Raw genomic sequence first — 24,969 nt, forward strand, 5'->3', positions numbered from 1 at the left:
TGATGGGTTGGAAACACCCCCGTAAGTGGTTTGCATCAGTGCAAGTTTCATTGGGCTGGGAAGCAGAACGAAACAGTCGTAGAAGGTCACGGTTAATGCGCATTCTTATTGTCGAAGACGACCCACTGCTCAGTCATCATTTGAAAACCGAGTTATCAGAACTTGGTCATCAGGTGCATTGCGCACAAACAGCCTATGAAGGCCTGTTCGTTGCCAAAGAATACCCTAACGATATCGCCATTGTGGATTTGGGCTTGCCCGACAGAGATGGGCTTAGCCTTATCCGCGACATTCGCCGCGCAGACATTCGCATGCCCATTCTGATCCTCACTGGCCGTGCCAACTGGCAGGATAAAGTCTCCGGGCTGGATGCCGGGGCTGATGATTATCTGGTCAAGCCGTTCCAGAAAGAAGAACTGGTTGCACGCCTTAATGCGCTGGTTCGCCGCAGCGCGGGTTTTGTAAAACCGGAAATCCGTGCCGGTAAGATTACTATCGATTTGCTTGCTAAAAAGGTGTCTATCGACGGACAGTCTGTCGAGCTCACGGCCTTTGAATATGACTTGCTGGAGTATCTGGTCCGCTATAACCGACAGGTAGTATCAAAGCAACGCTTACTGGACGTGCTGTATCAGGATCAGGAAGGCGACCCGAATACCATTGAAGTGATGATGAGCCGTCTACGTAAAAAGCTGACACAGGCCGGTCAGGAAAATCCGATTTCTACCGTACGCGGTCAGGGTTATATTTTCGAACTGCAGGTCAGTTAGTATGGCACGGAAAATGATGCCCGAAATCCACAAGCGGGTCATCGTCACCTCTATTAGCATCATTATGGTGTTTTCCCTGGCGTTGGGCGTTGTGATCAATGAAATATATGTCAAAAACTATATCGCCATGTATTCGACGAATCTAGTGACCGAAGTCCCAAGCATTATTGGCGAACTCCAGCGTGATAATATGCTGATGCTCAACAACGATAATACCCCACCTAAAGACCCGCCTGTCACTGTCAGCAAGCCTTCTAAATACCTTGCTTTTATCTGCGGGCAAAATGGCACCACCTCCTGGATGTCCTCCGCGGCACGCAACAACAACATGGGGGATGTGTGTAACATCGTCCCTTTCGGCCTAAAAGGCCCCGATCTGATTGACTACAAAGGCTTTCCATACGTTGTTCATGTGATCTCAGAAGCAACCTATTCAACCGAAGAGTCCTTTTTCGTTTTGCGCGAAGTCAGTAAGCAACTGGAAAACCTTGCCCAAATAAAACGGAAGACCTGGCTCTATATGGGCTTGCTCTTTACCATCGCAACGGGGTTACTCTATGCCGCCTCCTATTGGAGCTTTAGTCCTTTGCGTAAACTGGCTGGGGAACTCAATGAGATTGCAGAATCCCGCCGCGAAAAACTGGGCGATAACTACCCCAAAGAGTTGGGCGAAGTGACAGATGCCCTGAACCGTATGATAACGCTGCGCGAAGAACAAACCCAACGCTACCGGCACGCCATGGACGATTTGGCGCACAGTCTGAAAAGCCGCTTAGCCGCAACCAATGCACTTTTGGATGATGCCAGCCTGAGCCGCGAAGCGATGAGCAAACGGATTATAGAGCAAGTCAGCCAGATGGATGACATGGTGCAATATCAGCTTAAGCGGGCACTGCTAGGACAATCTGGTCTGGTTAGGGAAAAAACCGAACTTCGCCCGGTTCTCGACAGCCTGACGGGAATGTTCGCCAAAATATACGACAATAAGCAGGTCGATGTGCGTTACCAGCTTGAAGGGTCACCATCACTGCCGCTGAACAAATCTGACCTTACGGAGCTGTTGGGCAACCTGCTGGAAAATGCATACCGGTTTACCCTGACAACCATCAGGATCACCGCCCAACAGGGAGACCACGGTTATATGCTTATCATAGAAGACGATGGGCCGGGTGTGGCTGATGCCCACAAAGAGTCGATATTCCAACGCGGCGTACGTGCTGACCAACTCAATCCGGGAACAGGCATTGGTCTCGCTGTCTGCGATGAGATTGTCGCCAGTTATGGCGGTAAGATCCGTGTGATTGACTCACAAGATTTAGAAGGCGCAGCCTTTATGATGACCTTCCCGCCACAGCGATAACCCCTCCTTAAAAGCCCTGTTCTCACAGAGCTTTTTTACGCATTTTTTACGCGCATCCCCAGATTGCTTCTGCTAGAGTTTCCACTCCTGATAAGTTGTAGTGTTTCTTATTATGACGGCACATTGGCTGAAGCGTTATGCTTTAACTTACTCTTTACCCAGCCGCGCTATTCTTTCCAGATGTTTCACGCGGAAGATATCGCCAACCTTTGTGTGTTTATCATCACTGCGTTTTCAATCAACACACTCGCGCAAAGATACCAAAATAAACAAAACGAGTTAAAACAGGTTCAATTGCGAAACCAGATCCTTCTCTCTGTGTCGCACGATCTACGAACACCGTTGGCGGGCATTATTGGTAACCTGACCACATTGAGATAATATTTTCCCCAATTGAATGAAAACGCAGGAGAAAGTTCCCACAAACGCTGCCCGAAGGGTTCTGCTAAAGGTCAACAGACCCAATAACCAATGCAAAAAAGGCCAACAATGGAATATTGCTGGCCTTTTCATCTTTGTCCGGTTCACGCTAAGACTTATCGTCGTCCGAGTTCAGCAAGTCATCTTTCGCCGCCAGCAAATATTGATACATCGACCAATAGGTCAGTGCAGTGGCAATATAAAGGGCAGTATAACCGACATAAATGATCCACTCATTCTCACGCCAAAGCAGCATGGTCAGTGCAAACATTTGCGCAGCAGTTTTAAATTTCCCCACCCAGGAAACGGCCACACTGGCGCGCTTACCCAGTTCCGCCATCCACTCACGCAACGCGGAGATGATCACTTCTCGGGCAATCATCGTGGCCGCAGGAATAGTGACCCAAATAGAGCTGTAATATTCAGCGATAAGCACCAATGCAATCGCGACCATCACCTTGTCGGCTACCGGGTCTAGAAATGCACCGAAACGGGTAGTTTGTCCAAGGGAGCGGGCAAGGTAACCATCCAGCCAATCCGTAGCTCCGGCAATAACAAAAATCAGGGCAGCAGCGAACGCAGACCATGGGTAAGGGAGATAAAACGCGATGACAAAAACGGGAATGAGCGCAATACGTATCAGGGTCAGGATAATGGGGATATTCAGTCGCATAATTATAATTTTTTGTGAGTAACGGCCTATGTTGCTTGAAAGTCACAGCTGTTGCAATGACGAATGAATCTTCTCGGCTAAAACACGGCTGATACCAGGCACTTTGGCGATTTCTTCAACAGAAGCCCGTTTAAGTTCCTGAATTCCACCGAGGTATTTTAACAGCGCCTGACGGCGTTTGGGCCCGACACCTTCAATCTCCTCTAACACACTGCTCTTCCGCACTTTGGCGCGTTTAGCACGGTGTCCTGAAATTGCATGGTTGTGGCTTTCATCCCGGATATGTTGGATAAGGTGCAGTGCCGGGGAGTCAGAAGGCAGCGAAAATTCCTCACCAGACACTTTGATCAGAGTTTCAAGGCCGGGACGCCGCGTGGTTCCTTTTGCTACCCCTAACATTAACGGATGTTTTGGCCAGTCGGCCATGAGGGGCTTCACCACCTCCCACGCACGGTTTAACTGGCCTTTACCGCCATCAATCAAAATGATGTCCGGGATCTTATCCGGATCGACCTGTTTACTGTAACGGCGCTCCAGCACCTGTGCCATGGCGGCATAATCATCACCGCCGGTAATGCCGGTAATGTTGTAACGGCGGTATTCCTGTTTGAGCGGTCCGTCATGATTAAACACCACACACGATGCCACGGTTTGCTCACCCATGGTATGGCTGATATCAAAACATTCCATCCGTTTCACTGGCTCCAGATCCAGAGTGTCTGAAAGCACAGAAAAACGGTTATGGATGGTCATTTTGTGGTTAATTTTACTGGTCAATGCCGTCGCGGCGTTGGTTTGCGCCAGTTTAAGGAATCGGGCACGTGTACCTCGTGGCTTACATTGCACACTCACTTTGCGGCCTGCGATCTCTGACAGGGCCGTTGCCAGCGAATGCAGTTCCTCCCCCAAGTCCTGACTGATCAGGATGCTGGAAGGTATCGTGTTTCCCTCTGCCTGTTTGATATAGAACTGGCCAATAAAACTCGATACCAATTCATTCACACCGGTATCGGTCGGCATTTTCGGGAAATAACTGCGGCTGCCCAATACCTTACCCTGACGTAAAAACAGCACATGGATACAGGCGATACCATTTTCAATCGACACACCAATGGCATCCAGATCGTCATCGCTGTCCTGCGATACAAACTGCTGCTCCTGGACACGGCGCAATGCCTGGATCTGGTCGCGATACTGTGCTGCCTTCTCAAACGCCAGTGACTGGCTGGCGGATTCCATTTTCTCCACCAACGTCGCAATCACCTGTCTGTCTTTGCCCTGTAAGAACAAACGAGTAAAGTTCACCAGTTCTGCATACTCTTCATCAGTGATAATGCCTTTCACGCACGGGCCCGCGCAGCGCTTGATTTGATACATCAAGCACGGACGGGTACGGTTGGCGTAAACCGAGTCTTCACATTGGCGAACAGGAAAGATTTTCTGCAACAGGTAAAGGCTTTGCCTTACCGCACCGGCATCGGGAAATGGCCCGAAATATTCTCCTTTACGCTTTTTCGCTCCACGGTGAACCGAAAGTCTTGGGTGCTTGCTGGCAGAAAGAAAGATGTACGGATAGGACTTATCATCACGCAACAGCACGTTATAGCGCGGTAAATGCTGTTTGATGAGGTTATGCTCAAGGATCAGCGCCTCTGTTTCAGTGTGGGTGATCGTCACTTCCACATTGGCGATATTTTTCACCAAAGCACGCGTTTTCTCACCCGAGACATTGGCACGAAAATAGCTGGAAAGCCGCTTCTTGAGAGATTTGGCTTTGCCGACGTAAATAATTTCTCCTGAGGCGTCCATCATTCGATAGACACCGGGCTTGTCGGAGACTGTTTTTAGGAAGTTTTTGGCGTCAAACACAGCTAACAGGCGTTATTAAAGTGTTTCTGTGTCTAGCATACCATGTCGAATAGCAAGATGGGTCAGTTCAACGTCACCATTGATACCCAGTTTACTGAACAAACGGTAGCGATAACTGTTTACCGTCTTAGGGCTCAGGTTCAGCTGCTCAGAAATGTCGGTCACTTTTTGTCCTTTCGTAATCATCAACATGATCTGAAGTTCACGTTCAGACAGGTTTTTGAAAGGGTTCTCCTGTGCTGGAGAAAACTGGCTCAGGGCCATTTGCTGTGCAATTTCAGGCGAAATGTAGCGTTGGCCACTGCTCACCGCACGAATGGCATTCACCATTTCGTTTGCACCAGCACCTTTAGTCAGGTATCCAGCTGCACCAGCTTGCATCACCTTGGTTGGAAATGGGTTTTCAGTATGAATTGTCAGGACAATTATCTTCGCATCTGGGTTATAGCGAAGAAGCTTTCGTGTTGCTTCCAAACCGCCAATACCAGGCATATTCATGTCCATCAAAATAATGTCGGCATGATTACTGCGACACCATTTGACAGCTTCCTCACCGCTTTCGGCTTCCCCTACCACTTTTACACCACGTTCATCTTCGAGAAGACGACGTATCCCTGTGCGAACCAGCTCGTGATCATCTACAAGGAAAACACTAATCAAGCTTGTATCTCCACTATGATTTTGGCTCGCCATGCGCCGGGATGGCGCTCGACTTTTGATGCATCTTACTTGAGTTTAACCTAACAATAAAAGACCGAACACATTGATTCTGTGTAAGAGTGCATGTTTTTATAGCCAACCTGCAATAAATCAATCAGTCCGATGTCTTAATTTACGTCACCGCATGAAAAAAGGAGAAAATTTCTCCAAAAACACAAAATCCTGGTTCATAAATCTAAATGCCATCGCCCCGGACTGATGTCTGAAAACGTCAACATCAAGATGTTCTCAATCGTCATATTTTATGCTTTTTTAAGTCTGTCATTATCGTTTGATGACACATTGAGCAGAGAAATCTGCCTCTTGGGTTCACTTTTTCGCCTACCCTGTTAAAAAACTCATCATCGCAAAGCGCACAATCCGACATGACGCAAGGCTTTTCATTTTGCAACCCAAGATGACACCCCGTACGACATACCGCTCTATCTCTATGAATTAATGCGTTAACTGCATTGGCATTGTAATTGCTCTTTCTTGATTAAATGAGAGAAGGAGTATTGTTATGCGCCACGTATCGTCGTTGAACCAACCCGTTATTTTTCTTGGTCCTCCGCGTTCCGGAGTGACTCTGATTTCTGACATTATTTTCTATCACGAGGCATTTTGCTGGCTTGATGAGCGTTTTAACAAGCATCCTAAATCTGGGCTGGAACACCGTTTGTTCAGGCACAAATGTCAATGTCGAAACAACGCATTGAACATCCGTTCTTTTCTTGGCGACTTGGTCAGGGAGTTTTCACCATCCCCCTCAGAAGCAACACATTTCTGGGACGAAAACACCCGAGATGAAATCGATTTCTATAGTGGATTTGCCCGGGGAAAACATGCAACACCGTTGGAAATTTCCACCCTACGCGACATCCTGGGCAAGCGGGTCGCACTTTCTCAAAAAAGTCGGCTGGCGCTGAAATTTACCGGCCCTGCCCGCCTTTGTTTCCTGCACAGCCTTTTTCCGGATGCCAAGTTCATTTATATCAGCCGCGACCCTGCATCAACTGTGCACTCCATGCTGTCTAACGAAGAATGGGAGTATCAGAGCAAACATTTGCTATGGTGGCGAGGCGCCTATTCACTCAAGGAATTGGCCCAATATGACCAACTCAGGGGACACCCGGTGGCAGGGACAGCGTTCCAGTTAAACAAACTGCTCCAAACTGCCAAACGTGAAGCGTCTGAGTTGGATCTGGATGTGTTGACTATCCAGTATGAAGACTTTGTCAGCGCACCAGATCAGACCATTGCCCGGGTGCTTGATTTCGCTGAATTGCCCGTAAGTGAGACGGTCAATGCCGCGCTCAGGCAAAATAATATTCGGTGCAGCAACAACGTACTGAGGATGCCTGCGACAGATGTGAACACGGTGTACACCTGGTGCCCGGCATTTTGACAACACAGAATATTGCTTTCAATGGGCTGCCTGTGAAATTTATGCGATTCGGTGATTGACTTGGCTTTGCCTTACCATTAATATTCGCGCCCAGCAAAAAAGAGCGCTCACAAGGGCGATACTTTTCAAGAGCTTAACGGCTTTCACTCAGCTGATCTCGGTCAGTTGTTTTTCTGTTTTTTTATAAGTAGGAAGACAACAAAATCTGGATTCGGCATGACAGCAAAAGTACACACCCACCTCTCAACAAACTGGCAATCAAAAGCTATTTTCAGCGTTGCCTTTTTGATGGCAACCACTTCCGTTGGCCCAGGCTTTCTGACGCAAACCGCAGTATTCACCAACATCTACAACGTCGACATGGCGTTTCCTGTATTCGCATCCATGTTCATCACTTTCGGCATCGTGATGAACCTGTGGCGAATCGTGGGTGTATCTGGCCTTCGTATCCAAGACATAGCCAATAAAATTGCGCCGGGAGCGGGTTACTTCATCGGTATTTTGCTGGCTTTAGGAGCAGTTGCCTTCAACTTTGGCAACGTCAGTGGTTCTGCGCTGGGGATTAACGTATTGACTGGCGTTGATACTACCTGGGGTGCCCTGTTTACCGGCGTGGCAGGATGCCTGCTGTTCGTCGTTCACAACGCCTCAAAACGCATGGACCAGATGGCCCGGTACCTTGGCTTGTTTATGATTATATTGATTGCCTATGTTGCCATGACCAGCCTGCCACCAATGGGGGAAACCCTCACTGCTGCCGTGATGCCTTCTGATATGGGCAATCTTCTGCTGCCAACACTGACCATTGTCGGCGGCGCAGTAGGCGGTTATTACACAGGTGCACAACGTCTGGTCGATATTGGCTTACAGGGCAAAGAGAATGTCCCCCACATCAATAAGGCGGCATGGGCAGGGATTTCTATTGCAGTGATTATCCGTATTCTGCTGTTCTTGGCTGTATTTGGTGTGATTGCAGCCGGTGCTGTTCTGGATACCTCAAACCCGGCAGCAGACGCTTTCCGCCAGGGCGCAGGTGAAGTGGGTTATTTTATCTTTGGGCTGGTGCTTTTTGTGGCCTCAATTACCTCTGTGGTCGGCAACTCCTACATGGCCATTTCCCTTATCAAAACCCTGTTCCCGGTCGTTGCACGCAATGAGAAAGCGTGGTGCTGTGGCTTTATCATTCTGACCAGTGTTGGCACCGTACTGATGGACATGCCTATCCTGTTGCTGATGCTGGCAGGTCTGGTGAACAGCATCATTCTTCCCGTGGTATTAGGTTTTGTTCTTGCCGCGACCCGACGCAAAGACATTGTCGGCGAATACAAACACCCGGTATACCTGACTGTCACTGGCGCAATCATCGTGGTTATCATGGCGATTGCAAGTTTAGGCAACGTGCAGGGCTTTATTGCCAGATTCATTGGCGCCTGAGCGATATAAAAAGGGGAATGGTGCAAATTCTGGACGACGCTTCGCGAAAACAGCACATACACTGATTCCAACCGGTTGCATACACGAGGCGGGCATTTCCCGCTTCGTTTTACTAAGGAGTCTCCATGAAAGTTTTAATCCTCCCCCTTTCTGCGTTACTCATCGCCTTTAACGTCTCCGCGACCAGCCCCACCAAGCCTTTTGCTGATACCATTTATCACAACGCGCAGATCATCACCGTCAATGATGCCCAACCTGAAGCACAGGCGGTTGCCATAGCGAATGGCAAGATTCTGGCCGTGGGTGAAAATAATGATGTATTGCGCCTGAAAGGCGATAGAACCAAGGTGGTCGATTTGAAAGGGCTGACGATGATCCCTGGCTTTATCGATGCCCATGGCCACGTGGTGAATACCGGTTTGCAGGCGGTGTCTGCCAACCTGCTCTCCCCGCCGGATGGTCCCGTAACCGACATCGTGACATTGCAGGAGGCACTGAGAAAATGGGCGGAAGTCCCAGTAAACAAAGCACAGGGATTTATTATCGGCTTTGGTTACGACGACTCCCAGCTGAAAGAGAAAATGCACCCCACCCGCTTTGATTTGGATAAGGTGTCCACCGACATGCCCGTACTGATTATTCACCAGTCTGGTCATATTGGGGTCATGAACAGCAAAGCGCTGGAAATGATGAACATCACGGCCAAGAGCAAAAACCCGCCGGGTGGCATGATCCGCCGTGAAAAAGGCAGTGATGAGCCAAATGGTGTGCTGGAAGAATCGGCCTACTTCAGCGCGCTGATCCCCTTGTTCAACCAAATAAGTCCTGAAGACAATGAAATGCTATTCCGTGCCGGTATGAAGTTGTATGCCAAATACGGCTACACCACCGCACAGGAAGGGCGCGCCATGTCAGACAGCGTCAAGACCATGTATGAGATTGCCCAGAAATCTCCCCTGCCTATCGATGTCGTCGCGTACACCGACATCCAGATGGGTACTGACATCCTAAAACCGCCTTATCTCAGTAAGTATTACACCAACGGTTTCCGTCTGGGCGGCGCGAAACTCACCCTGGATGGCTCGCCACAAGGGAAAACCGCCTGGCTGACCAAACCCTACAAAGTGCCGCCTGACGGACAAAATGCAGACTACCGCGGTTATCCCGTCATGTCTGATAAAGAGGCAGAAAAGTATGTCAGTATGGCGATGGAAAATGGCTGGCAATTGTTAACACACGCCAATGGCGATGCCTCACTTGATCAATACATCCGTGCAATGCGAAAGGCGACAGAAAAGTTTGGTCCGAAAGCGCGCCGTTTTGTTGCTATTCATGCCCAAACTGCACGTGAAGATCAGGTACAGGCCTTTAAAGAACTCAACGTGATCCCTTCGTTTTTCCCCATGCACACCTTTTATTGGGGAGATTGGCATGCGCAATCCGTACTTGGGGATGCGCGGGCTGAAAACATCTCTCCGACGGGCTGGGCACTGGATCGAGGAATGATATTCACCTCTCATCACGACGCCCCTGTTGCCTTCCCGGATTCGATGCGCGTTTACTCCGCGACAGTAAACCGGATTACACGCAGTGGTCGTGTTCTGGGTAAAGATCAGCGTGTCTCCGCAATGACGGCATTGAAAGCGCAGACTATCTGGTCAGCCTATCAACATTTTGAGGAAACGACCAAAGGATCTATCGAAGTTGGAAAAGTGGCCGACTTGGTATTACTTTCAGACAACCCTCTCAAGATCGATCCACTCAAGCTGGCAGATATCTCCGTGTTAGCCACCATCAAGCACGGAAAGATGATTTACACCAAAGCTGGCGACCAAGCCGCTGTGCAAAGCTGCGCTGAATCCAAACTGTGCCAAAAATTAGCATCACACACCATGATGATTGCCGGGCTTATTCCCCATAAGCACTGATTAAACAAACCAGAGATCCAACGCGGACAAGCGAATGCATTGTCCGCTTACTTTTCTCCAGTAAGACACAAAAAGCGCAATAATTTTCATCGGATAGACTTGTCATCCTGTTCAACAATATGCGATAACGTCGATCATGTCGTAGCCCCCCAGCGCAGCGGTTAAGGACCCGTATTGCGTTCTGGGAGATGATGGAACCACAGAGGCTGTATGAATCAACTCATTTCTGTCGGCGTCATTGAATCCTTACTGATTGCCATTTTTGTTCTTTTACTTGGGCATGTTATCAACGCCTGGATACCCACATTTAAGAAATTCAACATTCCTGAACCCATTGTAGGTGGCTTAGTTGTCGCCGCAGGTATCACTGTGCTCCATTTCAAGGGCATTGACCTGGAGTTCAATTTACCACTGCAACATACGTTTATGCTGATGTTCTTTGCCACTGTAGGTTTGGCAGCCAACTACACCCAGCTTGTAAAAGGCGGTGCAAAAGTCTTTATTTTTCTTGCCATTGCCTCCGTGTATATCGTCGTGCAAAACGGCATAGGTATTTCGATGGCGACCGCGTTTGGTCTTGATCCATTGATGGGGTTGATTGCCGGGTCCATTACCTTATCCGGTGGCCACGGCACAGGTGCAGCCTGGTCCCAGACTTTCCAGGATGTTTACGGGTTGGAAAACGTCCTGGAAGTTGCCATGGCATCGGCGACCTTTGGCTTAGTCATGGGTGGCATTATCGGCACACCAGTGGCCCAGCGGCTGATCGAAAAGAACACACTCACGTCCCAGTACGGTAGTACTGAAAACTCACATGAACAATTTCCGGAGCTGGTGACTTACAACGAAAATGAACAGGAAAAAGTGACGGCGAAGAAAGTGATCGAAACCCTGTTTGTCCTGTTAATCTGTGTGGGTGGCGCAAAATACCTTGAACAGTGGGTAAGCAGCTTCGAGATCAGCTGGCTGATGATCCCAGATTTTGTTTATGCCCTTTTTATTGGCGTGGTCATCACCAATGTGCTTGAAGTTACCAACGCAAGAAAAATGGATATCGAAACTGTCGATATTTTGGGTACAGTATCACTGGCGCTGTTTCTGGCCATGGCCTTAATGAGTCTGAAGCTCTGGAACATCCTGGATTTGGCACTACCATTCCTGGTAATTTTGATGGTGCAGTCTCTGATACTGGCACTTTTCACCTATTTCGTGACTTACCGGGTCATGGGTAAAAATTACGATGCCGCAGTAATTGCCAGCGGCCATTGTGGCTTTGGCTTAGGCGCAACACCCACGGCCGTCATGAACATGGGATCCGTAGTAAACCGGTTTGGCCCTTCGCCACAGGCCTTCATGGTGGTGCCTATCGTCGGGGCGTTTTTTATTGATATCGTTAACCTTGTGATTTTGCAGACAACACTTAGCCTGATTGGTTAAGCTTCCAACATTGGCAAGATATATCATGGTCTGATACAGAAAAGCCTGCTTCGCCGCTACCGGGGAAGCAGGCAGAATAGAAAGTTATTGTTTTCTTAGCAGGTCATATACACTTAAATCAAAATTATTTATTTTAATTTTTGCCATCTCATCAATAGTGATGGAAATTTTAACGTCTAAACCTGTTATATTATTCAATTTCAGTGATTCAGCTATGGATGCTATATGTTCTCTATCTGCACCTCGACTATCAAAACTACATTCTAATTCTACTTTTTTGTCTTCAAGAATGTTTATAAAATATTTTTGTGAACGACTAATATACTTTCCTGCCGCTTCTGAGCTTGATAAATCTGGCAATAAAAAGGGTTTTTGGGATGCGATTTTATCTTCAAAAGATTTATTGTTAATGATAAATGTCACTAAGTTTTGACATGCTAACTTTGACAATAAATGATACTGTTCAGCTGAAAGAAGTTGTTGTAAAATTTCTAGGGTATCCTCTTTCTTTTTTATATTCTCACAAGAAGAAGAGCCAACTTCACAAGAAAAAAGAGGCTCTCCAATAACATTAATCTTATAATTCGCACGTAATAAATCCTTTTCAAAACATCCAACTAAATCCTCCCTTTTGGAGGATTCAAAAAATTCACAAATATTTTTCTTTGATTCCTCTGATATATAAATACATCTCTCTGATCTTATCTTCATATCAATAAAACCAACACCATTTACAATGGTCTCTCTCAGTTCATTTTTAACGCTAATGATTTTTCCTGTAAGCTCACTAATGCTCTTACTATTAGATTCCCCCATTCTAACAATCTCATTAAATCCACTTGCTACATTTTTTTTTAAAGCACTGAACATAATAATTTACCTCAAAGCCATCGCTAAAATTTATTAAACTTTATCAAAATTAATTATTTTTATAATGAGAGAAAAATATTTCTACACGTAAAATATATCTATAAAAACAGATCAATGAAATAATAAAAAACACACTCCTTACATTCGATTTTATTTAACAAAGAAAGGTGATAATTCATTCGTACTTGATGATCTCGTTAACGATAATTTATGTTAGTGTCATATTTCTTATCAAATAAGAATCAATATATTACGCCATTATCAAGAAATCTGCTTCTCTATGATAAAAAAGCAGGCTTTCTATACACAATAATAGCGTTATCAACGCACTATCACCTTTTCATCAGATCATAAACAACTAAATCAAAATCATTAATTTTAACCCTTGCTTCATTACTTATATTCAATGAAATTTTAACATCCAAGCCGGTTATATTGTCCAATTCCAACAGATTTGCTACTGATTCTATATACTCTATATCTGCATCCCGACTGTTAAAACTACATTCTACATTCACCGTTTTATCTTCAAGAACATTTATCACAAATTTTTGTGAGGAGCTAATAAATCTACCCGCTGCTTCTGCACTTGAAAGATCGGGAAGAAAGAAACACCCATTTTCAAAGAATTTATTCTCAAACCCTTTATTGTTAATAAGAAATGTCACTAAATTTTGGCATGCGATCTTTGATAATAAGTCATATTGATTCTTGGAAAGAATTTGTTTTAAAACACCTATTGTATTTTCTTTTTGAGTATTTGCCTCACTTTCACACAACGAAGATTCAACACGATGAGAGAAAAGCTCATGGTCAACAATGCTAACCTTATAATTTGCACGTAAAAGATCCAGTTCCATGCTACCAACAAAGAAGTCCATCTTCTCCCTTGATTGCAAAAAGGAACTGATGTTCTTTTTTGAATCTTCAGGTATACAAACCACTTTTTCTACGTTTTTCTTTGTGTTTTTGGTGCAAAGCGTGAATATCCAAGGACATTTAAGGCAAGTGTTACGAACACTTTTAACAAATGCCCTCCAATCTGTACCACTAAGAGAACTTTTAAAACCACCATCAACGCCAAAAGCCCGAAAATTATTCTTTACATTATTGAGCATTATCGTTTACCTACAAATAGCAAATACGGAACTAGATCTACCAAACAAAATGTGTATATGCACACGCAAAATGAAATACATTACACAGCAAGAAAATTATATTTTCATTAACAGAACAACAAATGAATTTAAATGACACTTAAATAATAATATTTCAGTTAAAATAATTTGACAAAACCCAGCTAGCAGCAAAAAACTGTTATTTCTGTTGTGCATTTCAATTAGAGTTAATATGTTAGAGAAATTATTTTATTTTGATAGTGATCCACAAGATAAAAACAAAAAGCCTACTATTATTTTTCTTCATGGTTTTTTCATGAACCATAGAATGTTCAAGCACCAAATAGATGCATTATCAGATCACTATAGAGTAATATGCCCAGATTTCAGATGTTTTGGAAAAACAAAAAAATGTGATCATTCATTCACACTTGATGATCTTGTTGATGATATTGTTGAAATATTGAAAAAAAATGAAATATATGAATATTATGTTGTCGGGATGTCCATGGGAGGATACATAGCCCAGAGACTTTCAATATTAAGCTCACCAAAAGTAAAAGGGATGATACTTATCTCCACACAGTCAAACAAAGATAACCCAGAAATTATACAGCATTATAAAGAGTTGATAAAAAACTGGCATTCCAATCAATCTAGGCGTGAGGCTATTGAATACCTGTTGAAGGTGTTCTTCGGTGACAATGTGGCAGTTTCTAATGAATGGCGAGATGTTTGGTTAAGCTATGATGCACAAGATATTTCTTTGGCCATGCAAGCAATGATAGAAAGAGAAGATTTTTGCCATAAGTTAAGCGAAATACAGTGCCCAGTATCTGTTATTCATGGTGATAGTGATGATGGGATCCCTCTTGATGCTGCTTATACGTTAGAAAAATTAATTAATAACGCAACACTACATGTTATCGAAAATGGGAAACATGGAATCTGTTTAACACATCATGAGGAAATCAATAAAATCATTCTTGATTTTTTAATGCGACATTAATCAATAATTTAGATATGCCCAAGCTACCAAGTAAATTACACGAAGAGGCGTCACCTTACTGAATCAAACACGATAAAATAGCTTGGGTGTAATTAAAAATAGTGAAGGCATACATAACACGTAAAATTCAAATAAATTTCTCTCTTATATAATTTTGTATATGTGGCCACTTTATTTCATTATTATCATTAAATGTCAATGCAAATGCCTCAGCATAACTTTCTGCAAGAGGTCTATAGAAGTCCACATCACTCTCATTACCTTGATAGTAATCACCATCAAGTAAGTTAAAATCAGCATACCATGCCCTATAAAAACTCTTCGTTTCGCTGGTTATCATTCCTGTTCTCGCTACCCCCAAAATTCTATCTACCGAGTGACCAAACTCATGAAGTATCAAATTGCAAGAGCCATGATTGTCAGGAATTTCCCAGCATTTATTACTAATATTAAATTTAAGTGCGATAACTGTTTCCTTATTATCATATGCACCAACACCTGGCACACCTATCCAGGAACTTCTATCATGACCAGGAACAGACTCATCTAATAAATCAGTTCGATAAGTTGTCACATCATCATGGGTGATCACCACTGTCATACCTTGATTATAGGCCTCAAAAATCAATGAAGCAGGAAGTTTATCAAGCTCTTTGATCACTAACTTACGTGCGTGTTCATCAATGTTAGACGCCTTATTGACAGTAACCATCTTTGACAGTATATGGCGCTTCTTAAAATCTGAAGAACGAACAATTTTTATCAGACTTTCCATGTCATGACTCGATATAGTGCCAGATTTCTTCTCAAGACATAAATCACGATTAATATAATCCAATGATAAACCATCAAATTCACGTCTAAGGTTCTTCACCAATCTCTCATAGGAATCACAAAAAAGAAACTTTTCACTATGGTAGTTTGCATCGTATTCGATGAGGGTGTTAACAAGCGCAAGTTTTGCCTCTCTCTCCTCTCTATATTTATTTATTTTATCAAGTTTTTTTAAGGAACAATGATATTTCGATATTTCATTTGATTGTTCTACTTTAATTTTTGCTATTTTCTGAGCAAAGATTAAGTCTCCGCTTTTCAATGCGGAGCTTGTTGTATGAATAATGTTAACTTTTGGAAGTTCGATCATATTGGGAAAACGCCATCAAATCCTGCTCTAGATCTACCACACCATTAGATATCACTAAAATGATAATTATTGAATCAGGATTCAATCACCTTCATTGGCTTTATGAATAGTAATGAGTAGAATAAAGAAAGATGACTTCATGCAAGAATTAAACAGATAAACCATAGCCAAAAGGATAGATTTATGTTACCGCGTTCAGTATCACTCCCTGAACTCTCAACAACACAAAATAACAGTTCAATCGTCGTTGAAAGTACATGTATAGATATAATGTGCGTAAGGCATACCTCTTCGCAAAATATCAATGATAATTTCCCTGCCTTTGATGAAATTGACGGCATTAAGTTTAAAGCATGTAGATTTAAAATTAAAACACCGTTTGGTGGCGCAGGTATTGGCGTACACAAAGAAGGCAAAGAGCGCAATATTTGCCTGGATGCGGAAGTGTTTGGTTTCGGTGCAGAGTTTGAGGTTAAAGTAGAGAAAACCAGCAAAAATGGGAAGGATGCCACGGCTCCGGCTGCATCGCAAACACCGGAGAAACCAAGCCGCCCCAAGCTTGTTCGTCAACGCAGCATTTGTGAGTAACAGAAAAACCACCCTCAATGGGTGGTTTTTAATCACTGCTTCATAACGAATATTAGATTTTTTGCTATAGGTTATTAAACTTCAGTGCCGATCAGATTCATTTCTACTCTTTTATATATCGTCTCGATCGCTGATAAAATATGTTCCATTTCACTTTTTGAGGCAGCTGAAATCAAATCTGAAGCTGGGCCTGGATAGGTACCAAATTGAGAAAATTTAACACCCGATATTTCGGTTGATAACAATTCATCCGCAATTTTTTTCATATACCCTTGTTCAAATTGACGGGTTCCTTGTAAGGCTGTAATCATGGTCCGAAGGGAGCCACTGCCTGTAGAAAAAAACTCAAACTGGTCTTTAAATGTATCTGCATCAAACTTTCCAGCCTGCAATGCCCGATTCAAACCGGAAAATGCAGCTTCACGAGCAAGAGCGCTAACATCTGATGTTTTTGCAGTTTCTGGTGGTCTAGGTTGAGCAACCTTTTTCTGAAGGTTTAAGCACTGACGAAATGTAAGAGCATCAGATTCTTTGCCTTTCGTCTTCACAAAATTTATTTTAGAATAAAAGTCAGATTTCTTATCCTGCTTTCTAAAATTAACAATCCGGACTACATTAAATGCCTTCTTATATCTTGTCAAACTAGAAATGATCATATTTGACATTCGTACTGGTGTTGTAACTTTTATAGGGCCGATCATATAACGTCTAAAAACTGAAGGTTCATCTTTACAGCTTAAATAGCAATAGCATGAACAACCAGTTAGATAATATGAAATATTACGAGCAAGATGAAAGATTCAACGGTGAGATTCTGAAAGCATTTTCATGAGTAGTATAGAGAGAATAAAAGGCCAATATGATGTAATATTGGCCTTTTTATAACTACTCTTAACGATAATTTTTTTCAAATTTACCGCAGAGGTACAAAACTTCCGGACCATAATGGTTGGCTACGGCAACCTTTCTTTCATGACTTTCCACAGCAGCTTTTAGACGATCAACAATAGAAGGAACGTTCTGAGCCATTGGCTGCGTACTTGCAAGTCGTTCACTACAACAATTTTTCACTGTGGAAACCGATGATCCAAAATTAAACTTATTCTGTACTGCTTGCTTTGTTGCCTGGCAAACAGCAGTCAAATTTTGAGGTCTTAAAGCAATACGTAACATAGTTGCTCCTGTTTAGTTTATTCAGTTGAACATAGGATAGGAACCGCATTATCTAATATCAGACAATTATGTCAATAACTCTAGATATGTTAACGAAAGGAAATTTTTTAGCAAAAGAATCATATTGATTCTCTAATTTTCACCAGGCACACCCACCCACAAAGCATCGCCGCATAATTAACCAGCCAGTTTCCTTCGTGCCTACAAGTGATAATACACCACCAATGAAAATAAACGCCTCAGAATGCGCAGCATTTCACCACAAAAAAACACCCGTATTCATAAAATTGTTGCCGCAATTTCTTGTGAACAAAACACGGCAACGCATTGAAGTTTTAATACCAGATCTCCTAAACTATGTTAACATGATGATGTTATGAAAAATGGCCACGTATAATGGATAAATCACATCTGAAACCGCAACAGTACAGGATTGACAGGAAGATCGTTGAGGTTGATTCCCCCTTTATGCTGGATATAGACTCACAAAAACGTCTTAAAATAGGCACACATGAGCATTTGGTGTTACTTGCCTTATGTGAAAATCCGGGGAAAGTAATAGACAAAAATCTGCTTTTGGAAATAGGCTGGCCCGGCAAGTTTGTGTCCGACAGTTCACTGACTCAGGCTATTCGTAATATACGTGCTTATCTGAATGATGATGGAAAGAGTCAAAAGCACATCAAGACAATCACTAAAAAAGGTTATCTGTTAGAAAGCGAATTTGTAGAGGTGATTGACACCATTCAATATCTTCCCTCAACATCACAACCCTCTTTAACACATAATGAATTTACGTTAGAAACTAAAAAGTATAATATCAAAACGTTTCTCATAATGACTAGTATAGCCGTACAAGTTATTTTTATCTGTTACCAGCTCAGTGTGATCGCATTTCCCTCACTTGTTGTAAAAAATGAAAAATATTATCCTGGGCTAGGCTTTCAGGAAGAATATATCTATGTCTATTCTTCAGATTTTTCATTTGCCGAGGCACTGGGTAATGATGTACTAACAGCCCTAAGCATTAAGGGTATATCATTACGAAAATTATATATAATGCTGAATGGTGAGACGGTCTCTTTTAGCTATATTACCAGTGATAACATTAGTAGGAATTACGTAATTAAAGCAAATAAAAACAAAGATATGAAAACAATTAGTGAGATTATTGTTAATGAAATTCACACTTAATAAGATACACGCCGTTACAACATTAATCACAGTGTTGACATTGTTTTTTGTTTTTTACACCAATCACAAAAGAGATGTTCACTTTTTCGATGCAAGTTATGAGCTAGTCTCTTTAGACAAAAGTTATCGACATGATGTAGCGATAAATTTTGCCATAGATAACAATAAATTTAACACTGAAATAATTGTACGAGAACTCGATAGAAGAAATGAAAAAAATTACTATAAAGTATTGGGCGAAGGCGAAATTATAACAAAAAACACACATCAATACTACTTTACATTTGACAATATTGATGTGTATAAAGGAAGCAATGAGAGCAATCTAAAACTATTCAACCATAAGAATATAACTCAAACGCTTATCGAGAACTATAATCCTCTAGAAGTACTTCACTGGTCTAACGAATATATTGTAGTGAAGTTTTTCTTCTATGATGGTCAAATTCTTATTTTAGAAGGTCATTAATTTACTTTAATTTCAGATGCCATACGGTTGAACAGTGTCAACTTATCTGAAAGATCTTTTTCTATGCTAACCTTGTTCTTATCAATTTCTGTCACCAGCACCATCTTTTCTTTCTGAATATTCATGAACATTTCAGGATCTTCCTGAATTAGCTCGATGATTTTTGGCGCCTTGTATCGCAAACTTCTAGCATCCTTCAACGGAATTTCAATGAATGTTTGCAATACAGAATCATTTACATGGATAAAAATTTCCTCTCCACCCATCAACTCAATGCTGATAGGTTCATTTGTCTCAATACGAGACAACAAACCTGGTGAAACATTTAAATTTTCAACCAAAGTTTTATATACAATTTCTCGAAGTGACTTCATACCTACTCCTAACTATAGCTCTTTGAATAATAGATGAAATTGTTCATATATACCGCCTCCAAATTGAGTAAGCAGTACCATAAACACGACCAATTTTGCTGCCATTGGCAAACCTGGATCTTGAATACTGAATACTGTTTGCAGAAGACCCACTAATACGCCGGTGATTACAAATGCGGCTGAAAATAATATAATCGAATCTGTTAAAATACTTAGACTGGCGGCAGTCACATCAAGAACCGTCATCGACTCCTCGCTTCAACTGTATCAGACACCCGTTATTAAATTCAAATATATAATACTTTTTCTTATAAAATACGCGATATCGAACCAAACCATTCATCTGGTTTAAATAGTTGTCAGACACTTTGAACTCTGTTTGCTGCAAACTATTCACTTCGCTTTCGTTATTACCGCTATTGTTACCGTTATTATCGCCACTGTTTTTACTGCCGCCGCCACCATGACTATCATTGTACACCCTTTGCTCATGATGGTTATTGTGGCTACTTTCATTTATTGTGTTAGAAAAATCTAACATTACAGGCTCGATGGCTTCGTCTAACTTGTAACACTCACTCTCAATTTCAAAATGAATTGTATTGAAGTTTTTAATTTCATCTATTCTATTGTCAAATCGAACATATTTTCCATTTACTTGTACAAGTCTATATTGTATGCAGTACGAGCCTTGTTCAAATTGTGGCAATGCTCCTTGACATCCTCCAGGAGCATCGCATCCTTCTGAATCTATGTATGAACTGAACTGATGGCTCAATAAGAAATCCAGATCCTCCTTTCCTTCAATTTTCTCTATAAATCCTTTTTTTTCTGATAAATCTGTGTCGCTATCCTCATCCTCTTCCTCTATATCTATCTCTCCCTCCCCCACGTCAGTTTCAACTTTTTCTACCCGCTGCAGCATTTTTGTAAATTCATGTTCTTCTTTGACGAGAGTGGGCATCACTTCATCAGAGTGATCATCGATAGAATCAACATGATAAAACGACACAAAATTATCAGTGCTACTCATACATTAATTGTTCTCGCATTTCGACTAGCCGATCTTTTCTTTTCTCTAAATTCCTTTTTTCTAGCTGCACCTGCTGGATCTCAATCATGACTTCATCCATATCTTGCTTGATCACTGATGCATCATAGAAGGCTGACTCTATTTTCGATCGAATGCTTTCCCGTCGCATAAAGAGGCGTTTCAACCCATCTTGTTCATTTTGCATTCCCATGGATTGCAAATGATGTTGCAATGCCTCTATTTCATCCCATTTACTTAATAATACCTGTTTAATTTCTGCCCTTTTTTTTTGTAGCTTATCCAGCTTCCTTGCTTGTTTTTCTATCCTGATATCAACGATTTCAATAATTTGACCAAATTCTTTCCATTTCTTGGAGGGTTTCTTCATACTCAACGCCTTCAAAACCTTGTTTCAGGAACTCCATGATCCTTGGATACAACTCGATCGCTTCATCGGTTTCTAAATCGTTGCCTTTTTCATATTCACCAACCCGGATCAACAGCTCAACATTGAAATAGCGATAAACCATATCTTTGATTTTTTCTGAAAGACGCACGTAATGCTTGTCCTGCACTTTGTTTTGCAGACGACTTTTGCTTTTTAATACGTCAATCGCCGGATATCGTCCTGTCGCCGCGATGGTGGTGGAATAAACAAGGTGTCCATCAATCAATGATTTAACTTCATGGGCAATCGGGTCATCATCAATCTCACGTTCAATCAGCACCGTAAAGATCCCGGTCACCGATCCCCGAATGGAGTTACCACAACTTTCCACCAAACGGGACAACGCCAGTGACACACCAATCGGGATCCCGCCTTTGATAGGAGTGCCATCCAGCATCGCCTGGGCACGGGCAAAACGGGTCAGTGAGTCGAAATACAGCACCACTTTCTTGCCCTGCTCCATGTAGTAACGGGCAATCGACACCGCCACCAGCCCTGAACGCACTTTTTCCAGTGGGTTTGCTTCGGATGTCGACACAATAGTAATGGATTTTTTGATCACCTCAGGGCCGATTTCCCCTTCAAGAAATTCGACCACTTCCCGCGCACGTTCACCGATCATGGCAAAAATCACCACATCGGCGTCCATATTGTTCGCCATGATCGATACCGTGGTGGTTTTACCCGCCCCCGCCGGCGCGAACAAACCCAGTCGCTGCCCTTCGCCGATGGTAAACAACCCATCGATGATCTTCAGTTTGGTCGGGAACACCGTTTCAATCGGTGCCCGCATTTGCAGGGGGATCGGCTCCACCGCGATAGGCAAGTCAATAAACTCGCCCGGCTGTTCGAGATAGCTGTCGCCATACAAACTTTCGCCATAGCAGTTGATGACCTTGCCGACCAACGCTTCTTCATTTAACGGGAAGCAGAAACGCCGAGGTGTGATCTCCACTTTTCCGCCCCGCTGCACCGCACCAGGCTGAAGCAATTTTATCTCAAGATCCGGGCCAATCACCTTCACAATTTCGCCCCGGATACGCTCATCATCGACGGTGTAAACAAAACATTCCTGTCCGACAAACGTATCAATATTGACACGGCATTTCACCGTATCCTGATACGACTCTTTTACCTTAAAATAACATTTCAGCATCACTCAATTACCTGAAATGAAATAGACACATAGCGCTTATATTTGTGCTTACTTTCCGAGGTATATTTGAACAAGTTACCAACTAGCGGCAGGCGCGAAATAAGCGGCACACCCGTGATGCGTTGTTCAGTCACCGTATTATCAAAACCGCCCAGAATCACGGTTTGATCCGGTTTGATATACACTTCCGAGGTCAGTGATTGTGAGCTTACACGTGGTGGACGTTGGCTACCTTCACCATTTTCTCTGTCTTCACCTTCGTCATCCAGTGCTTCTTCAACATACTGAACACGCGCCTGCACCTGACCGGATGGCAACAAACGCCCTGTCACGTACAAGCTGTTATCCGCTTCAATTTTTTCAGTCTGGATCTGCTTGTTTGACACCAGTGCCAATGTGGCGGTTTGTTTCTTACCAAACTGCCCTTGCTGGTTTTCCAGCACTAACAGGTTAGTTTCATACACACTGCGTGCAATACCGTTGCTGTAAAGCGCCTGAAAATTCTTGAGGAAGTCCTTCGTTGTAGTAAAAGGCGGCACCACAATGTCGTAAATACCCCGGCTGCCGTTCACCCAGCCACCGTCAATACCCAGGTTTTCTTTGCGCTCGGTGGCGATGTCATACACTTTCAGCGAAAACAGCAACTGGCGACGCTTCACATCAATCAGGGCTGCGATGCGTTTCGCCAGTTTGACTTCTTCTTGTGTACCACGCACTAACAGCGCATTCGGTCCGGGCAGTGCCTGCACCTTGGTTGATTTTTCATCTTCTTCCAGTGCCTGCTTTTCTCCCTGGCTCAGCTTTACGCGGTACGCGCGGGTCGCCATTTCCTCATCCGTCAGGTTAGTAAATTGACCGATATTGGTAATGGCAGCCGCAATCAGTGATTGCGCACCCGGGAAATTTACTGCACCGTCATAAGTGGCAATACTGCGATCCAACACTGAGATGTAGTTGAACTCGATACGAGCCACTTCGAGGTTATTCCCCGCTTCGAGGAATTGGTTTTTATCCACCATTGAGGCATAACCCATAGCATCGGTCACGAAGCTGCGGGTACCAGAAAACAGCAGGGAATGACCGCGTTCCACCAGCTTGATTTTGGTGGTGGTATTGGTTTTAAACGCTGTTTTCATTTCAGCCAACAGTTGCGAAGGCGAAATGTTCTTCGGTTTATAGGTGTAATTAAGGTACTGCTGACCGGATTGAACAGTCAGGGTGCCACCAAAGGTGTACCAGTCGAAATCAAACACAGCAGACAGTTCGGCCAGCAACGCCGGCCCTGACCCTGAAATGGTCTGGGTAATGGGTTGCGATCCGGTTTTGCTGTCAATGTTTGATACCAGTTTCAGCTGCATGTCTTTGGCGATTGCATCCAGCGCCTGCCTCAAATCCATGTCCTGTTGTTTGATCAACACATCGGCCGAGGCAGTAAACGACAAACAGCAAAAAATCAGCAACAGCCGACTAAGCTTCATCGAGGATCTCCTTCAGCTTTTCTTCGTTTTCCCGCATCTGCCGGATGGACTCGTTGATGATCCCATTCGCAATGATCATGTCTGCGATTTGATCATCAGTGTAAACAACGTCGCCTCCATCCACGGATTCACTTTTTGCGATGCGCTGCGTTTCCTGTGACAGGACGTCTTCAAATTCAATGTTTTGTGGCGCATGTAGCGCCATGGAACTGACTGAGATGGGGGAAATACTACTCATAGCCTAAACTCTGCATCATCTTATCAAACACATAGAACTGATCATGAAACAGCCAGATATTTAACAGCACAATAATCACGATCGATTTTATATTGGGCGTCACAAACATAGACAGCGACGCCTTTTTAAAAAACAAATCCAAATAACCGCAACACATGGTGATCACCAGCATCAGAATAATATATTTTCCGGTGATGATGACAATCATCTGCATGTGTTCCACCACGGTATGATAAAGACTGGAAAACGACACCTCGCTCAGGGTGATATGTTGATTGGTGATCAAATCTAACAGCGGTTTAAATACTGCCCCGTTTTCCAGCGCAAATGCCACAAATACCAAACTGCACAGTTTGGCCAGCGCTTCTGATTCTTCGGTAAAACGCTGGTCCTGCACCGATTGTTCATTCAGCAGCAACATTTGCTGTAACACGCCGCCCACCATACCGCTTAGCCAATAGGGCACCGAGCAGACGAACGCAAAAATAACACAGCCCACCACCCACGAAAAGGTGACAGGGCTGCGAATATGCATCTGTTCTAACCCGATCGCCAGCATAATGGCAATCGCCAGGCAACTGGTGTTATCTAAATAAAGCCGCGTGGGATTAAAAATTCTCAAAAAAAGATAAAAACCCGCAAATAACAGCCAGTTAGGAAAAAGGATCTGATCCATGCT

27 protein-coding genes are annotated in these 24,969 nt (G+C 43.4%); 11 read left to right on the plus strand and 16 right to left on the minus strand.

Features of this window, described 5'->3' with window-relative positions; genetic code table 11:
• The first annotated feature begins 95 nt into the window (after positions 1 to 95).
• The 3 genes from AC6IB1_RS10740 to AC6IB1_RS10750 all read left to right on the plus strand — a co-directional run bounded on the left by AC6IB1_RS10740 (position 96) and on the right by AC6IB1_RS10750 (position 2,511).
• Positions 96 to 770 carry a response regulator gene (locus tag AC6IB1_RS10740; RefSeq protein ID WP_005502907.1) on the plus strand — a complete coding sequence of 225 codons (675 nt, stop codon included), beginning with the start codon at positions 96 to 98 and terminating at the stop codon, positions 768 to 770.
• A gap of 1 nt (position 771) precedes the next feature.
• Positions 772 to 2,130, plus strand: a complete 1,359-nt coding sequence (locus tag AC6IB1_RS10745) for an ATP-binding protein (RefSeq protein ID WP_497569030.1) — start codon at positions 772 to 774, stop codon at positions 2,128 to 2,130.
• 123 nt (positions 2,131 to 2,253) lie between these two features.
• Positions 2,254 to 2,511 carry a DUF4118 domain-containing protein gene (locus AC6IB1_RS10750; RefSeq protein WP_497569031.1) on the plus strand — a complete coding sequence of 86 codons (258 nt, stop codon included), beginning with the start codon at positions 2,254 to 2,256 and terminating at the stop codon, positions 2,509 to 2,511.
• Positions 2,512 to 2,659: 148 nt separating this feature from the next.
• On the opposite strand, the gene pgsA is transcribed toward AC6IB1_RS10750, so the two are convergent.
• The 3 genes from pgsA to uvrY are packed head-to-tail and all read right to left on the minus strand — an operon-like array spanning position 2,660 to position 5,752.
• On the minus strand, positions 2,660 to 3,223 hold the full coding sequence (pgsA, locus tag AC6IB1_RS10755) for a CDP-diacylglycerol--glycerol-3-phosphate 3-phosphatidyltransferase (protein WP_497569032.1): 564 nt from the start codon (positions 3,221 to 3,223) through the stop codon (positions 2,660 to 2,662).
• A 42-nt stretch (positions 3,224 to 3,265) separates the two neighbouring features.
• Positions 3,266 to 5,101 carry an excinuclease ABC subunit UvrC gene (uvrC, locus tag AC6IB1_RS10760; RefSeq protein ID WP_497569128.1) on the minus strand — a complete coding sequence of 612 codons (1,836 nt, stop codon included), beginning with the start codon at positions 5,099 to 5,101 and terminating at the stop codon, positions 3,266 to 3,268.
• A gap of 6 nt (positions 5,102 to 5,107) precedes the next feature.
• Positions 5,108 to 5,752: a UvrY/SirA/GacA family response regulator transcription factor gene (gene uvrY, locus AC6IB1_RS10765; RefSeq protein WP_005502921.1), complete on the minus strand. Its 645-nt coding sequence runs from the start codon at positions 5,750 to 5,752 to the stop codon at positions 5,108 to 5,110.
• 562 nt (positions 5,753 to 6,314) lie between these two features.
• Between uvrY and AC6IB1_RS10770 the strand changes: the two genes are divergently transcribed.
• From AC6IB1_RS10770 to gltS, 4 genes are all read left to right on the plus strand, one after another.
• Entirely contained in the window at positions 6,315 to 7,199 is an 885-nt protein-coding gene (locus tag AC6IB1_RS10770; protein ID WP_497569033.1) for a sulfotransferase family protein, read from the plus strand.
• A gap of 216 nt (positions 7,200 to 7,415) precedes the next feature.
• Complete coding sequence (locus AC6IB1_RS10775; RefSeq protein ID WP_497569034.1) at positions 7,416 to 8,633, plus strand: divalent metal cation transporter; 1,218 nt, start codon at positions 7,416 to 7,418, stop codon at positions 8,631 to 8,633.
• A 125-nt stretch (positions 8,634 to 8,758) separates the two neighbouring features.
• The gene (locus AC6IB1_RS10780) at positions 8,759 to 10,561 is read left to right on the plus strand and encodes an amidohydrolase (RefSeq protein ID WP_497569035.1); all 1,803 of its coding nucleotides are present in this window, start codon (positions 8,759 to 8,761) and stop codon (positions 10,559 to 10,561) included.
• Between the two features lie 210 nt (positions 10,562 to 10,771).
• Positions 10,772 to 11,998 (plus strand): sodium/glutamate symporter, encoded by a 1,227-nt coding sequence (gltS, locus tag AC6IB1_RS10785; RefSeq protein WP_497569036.1) that lies wholly within the window; start codon positions 10,772 to 10,774, stop codon positions 11,996 to 11,998.
• Positions 11,999 to 12,082: 84 nt separating this feature from the next.
• On the opposite strand, the gene AC6IB1_RS10790 is transcribed toward gltS, so the two are convergent.
• The gene (locus tag AC6IB1_RS10790; protein WP_497569037.1) at positions 12,083 to 12,868 is read right to left on the minus strand and encodes a hypothetical protein; all 786 of its coding nucleotides are present in this window, start codon (positions 12,866 to 12,868) and stop codon (positions 12,083 to 12,085) included.
• Between the two features lie 332 nt (positions 12,869 to 13,200).
• Positions 13,201 to 13,986, minus strand: coding sequence for a hypothetical protein (locus tag AC6IB1_RS10795; protein ID WP_497569038.1), 786 nt, complete (start codon positions 13,984 to 13,986; stop codon positions 13,201 to 13,203).
• 232 nt (positions 13,987 to 14,218) lie between these two features.
• Here AC6IB1_RS10795 and AC6IB1_RS10800 point away from each other — a divergent pair, with 232 nt between their 5' ends.
• A complete protein-coding gene (locus tag AC6IB1_RS10800; RefSeq protein ID WP_497569039.1) occupies positions 14,219 to 14,995 on the plus strand; it encodes an alpha/beta fold hydrolase in 777 nt (258 codons plus the stop codon).
• A gap of 127 nt (positions 14,996 to 15,122) precedes the next feature.
• Here AC6IB1_RS10800 and AC6IB1_RS10805 read toward each other — a convergent pair whose 3' ends face one another.
• Positions 15,123 to 16,139, minus strand: a complete 1,017-nt coding sequence (locus AC6IB1_RS10805) for an anthrax toxin lethal factor-related metalloendopeptidase (protein ID WP_497569040.1) — start codon at positions 16,137 to 16,139, stop codon at positions 15,123 to 15,125.
• Positions 16,140 to 16,322: 183 nt separating this feature from the next.
• On the opposite strand from AC6IB1_RS10805, the gene AC6IB1_RS10810 reads away from it, so the two are divergent.
• Complete coding sequence (locus AC6IB1_RS10810; RefSeq protein WP_497569041.1) at positions 16,323 to 16,727, plus strand: hypothetical protein; 405 nt, start codon at positions 16,323 to 16,325, stop codon at positions 16,725 to 16,727.
• Positions 16,728 to 16,801: 74 nt separating this feature from the next.
• On the opposite strand, the gene AC6IB1_RS10815 is transcribed toward AC6IB1_RS10810, so the two are convergent.
• Entirely contained in the window at positions 16,802 to 17,383 is a 582-nt protein-coding gene (locus AC6IB1_RS10815) for a hypothetical protein (RefSeq protein WP_497569042.1), read from the minus strand.
• Between the two features lie 235 nt (positions 17,384 to 17,618).
• A complete protein-coding gene (locus tag AC6IB1_RS10820) occupies positions 17,619 to 17,900 on the minus strand; it encodes a hypothetical protein (RefSeq protein ID WP_497569043.1) in 282 nt (93 codons plus the stop codon).
• Between the two features lie 396 nt (positions 17,901 to 18,296).
• Between AC6IB1_RS10820 and AC6IB1_RS10825 the strand changes: the two genes are divergently transcribed.
• The gene (locus AC6IB1_RS10825) at positions 18,297 to 19,094 is read left to right on the plus strand and encodes a winged helix-turn-helix domain-containing protein (protein ID WP_497569044.1); all 798 of its coding nucleotides are present in this window, start codon (positions 18,297 to 18,299) and stop codon (positions 19,092 to 19,094) included.
• Positions 19,078 to 19,563: a hypothetical protein gene (locus AC6IB1_RS10830; RefSeq protein ID WP_497569045.1), complete on the plus strand. Its 486-nt coding sequence runs from the start codon at positions 19,078 to 19,080 to the stop codon at positions 19,561 to 19,563. The genes AC6IB1_RS10825 and AC6IB1_RS10830 overlap by 17 nt, the downstream gene beginning before the upstream one ends.
• Here the strand turns inward: AC6IB1_RS10830 and AC6IB1_RS10835 are convergent.
• The 8 genes from AC6IB1_RS10835 to AC6IB1_RS10870 are packed head-to-tail and all read right to left on the minus strand — an operon-like array spanning position 19,560 to position 24,966.
• On the minus strand, positions 19,560 to 19,937 hold the full coding sequence (locus AC6IB1_RS10835) for a hypothetical protein (protein WP_497569046.1): 378 nt from the start codon (positions 19,935 to 19,937) through the stop codon (positions 19,560 to 19,562). The two genes, AC6IB1_RS10830 and AC6IB1_RS10835, sit on opposite strands and share 4 nt — an antisense overlap.
• A 12-nt stretch (positions 19,938 to 19,949) precedes the next feature.
• Positions 19,950 to 20,183, minus strand: coding sequence for a flagellar biosynthetic protein FliQ (locus AC6IB1_RS10840; RefSeq protein ID WP_497569047.1), 234 nt, complete (start codon positions 20,181 to 20,183; stop codon positions 19,950 to 19,952).
• Positions 20,170 to 20,970 (minus strand): hypothetical protein, encoded by an 801-nt coding sequence (locus AC6IB1_RS10845; protein WP_497569048.1) that lies wholly within the window; start codon positions 20,968 to 20,970, stop codon positions 20,170 to 20,172. Before AC6IB1_RS10845 ends, AC6IB1_RS10840 begins: the two co-directional genes overlap by 14 nt.
• Entirely contained in the window at positions 20,963 to 21,358 is a 396-nt protein-coding gene (locus tag AC6IB1_RS10850; RefSeq protein ID WP_497569049.1) for a hypothetical protein, read from the minus strand. The genes AC6IB1_RS10845 and AC6IB1_RS10850 overlap by 8 nt, the downstream gene beginning before the upstream one ends.
• Positions 21,312 to 22,574 carry a type III secretion system ATPase VscN2 gene (gene vscN2 / locus AC6IB1_RS10855; RefSeq protein WP_497569050.1) on the minus strand — a complete coding sequence of 421 codons (1,263 nt, stop codon included), beginning with the start codon at positions 22,572 to 22,574 and terminating at the stop codon, positions 21,312 to 21,314. The genes AC6IB1_RS10850 and vscN2 overlap by 47 nt, the downstream gene beginning before the upstream one ends.
• A complete protein-coding gene (locus AC6IB1_RS10860; protein WP_497569051.1) occupies positions 22,574 to 24,052 on the minus strand; it encodes a secretin GspD/PilQ domain-containing protein in 1,479 nt (492 codons plus the stop codon). Before AC6IB1_RS10860 ends, vscN2 begins: the two co-directional genes overlap by 1 nt.
• The gene (locus AC6IB1_RS10865) at positions 24,042 to 24,290 is read right to left on the minus strand and encodes a hypothetical protein (RefSeq protein WP_497569052.1); all 249 of its coding nucleotides are present in this window, start codon (positions 24,288 to 24,290) and stop codon (positions 24,042 to 24,044) included. Before AC6IB1_RS10865 ends, AC6IB1_RS10860 begins: the two co-directional genes overlap by 11 nt.
• The gene (locus AC6IB1_RS10870; protein ID WP_497569129.1) at positions 24,283 to 24,966 is read right to left on the minus strand and encodes a type III secretion system apparatus protein VscT2; all 684 of its coding nucleotides are present in this window, start codon (positions 24,964 to 24,966) and stop codon (positions 24,283 to 24,285) included. Before AC6IB1_RS10870 ends, AC6IB1_RS10865 begins: the two co-directional genes overlap by 8 nt.
• Positions 24,967 to 24,969: the final 3 nt, after the last annotated feature.

The organism is Grimontia sp. THUN1695 (assembly GCF_059704325.2).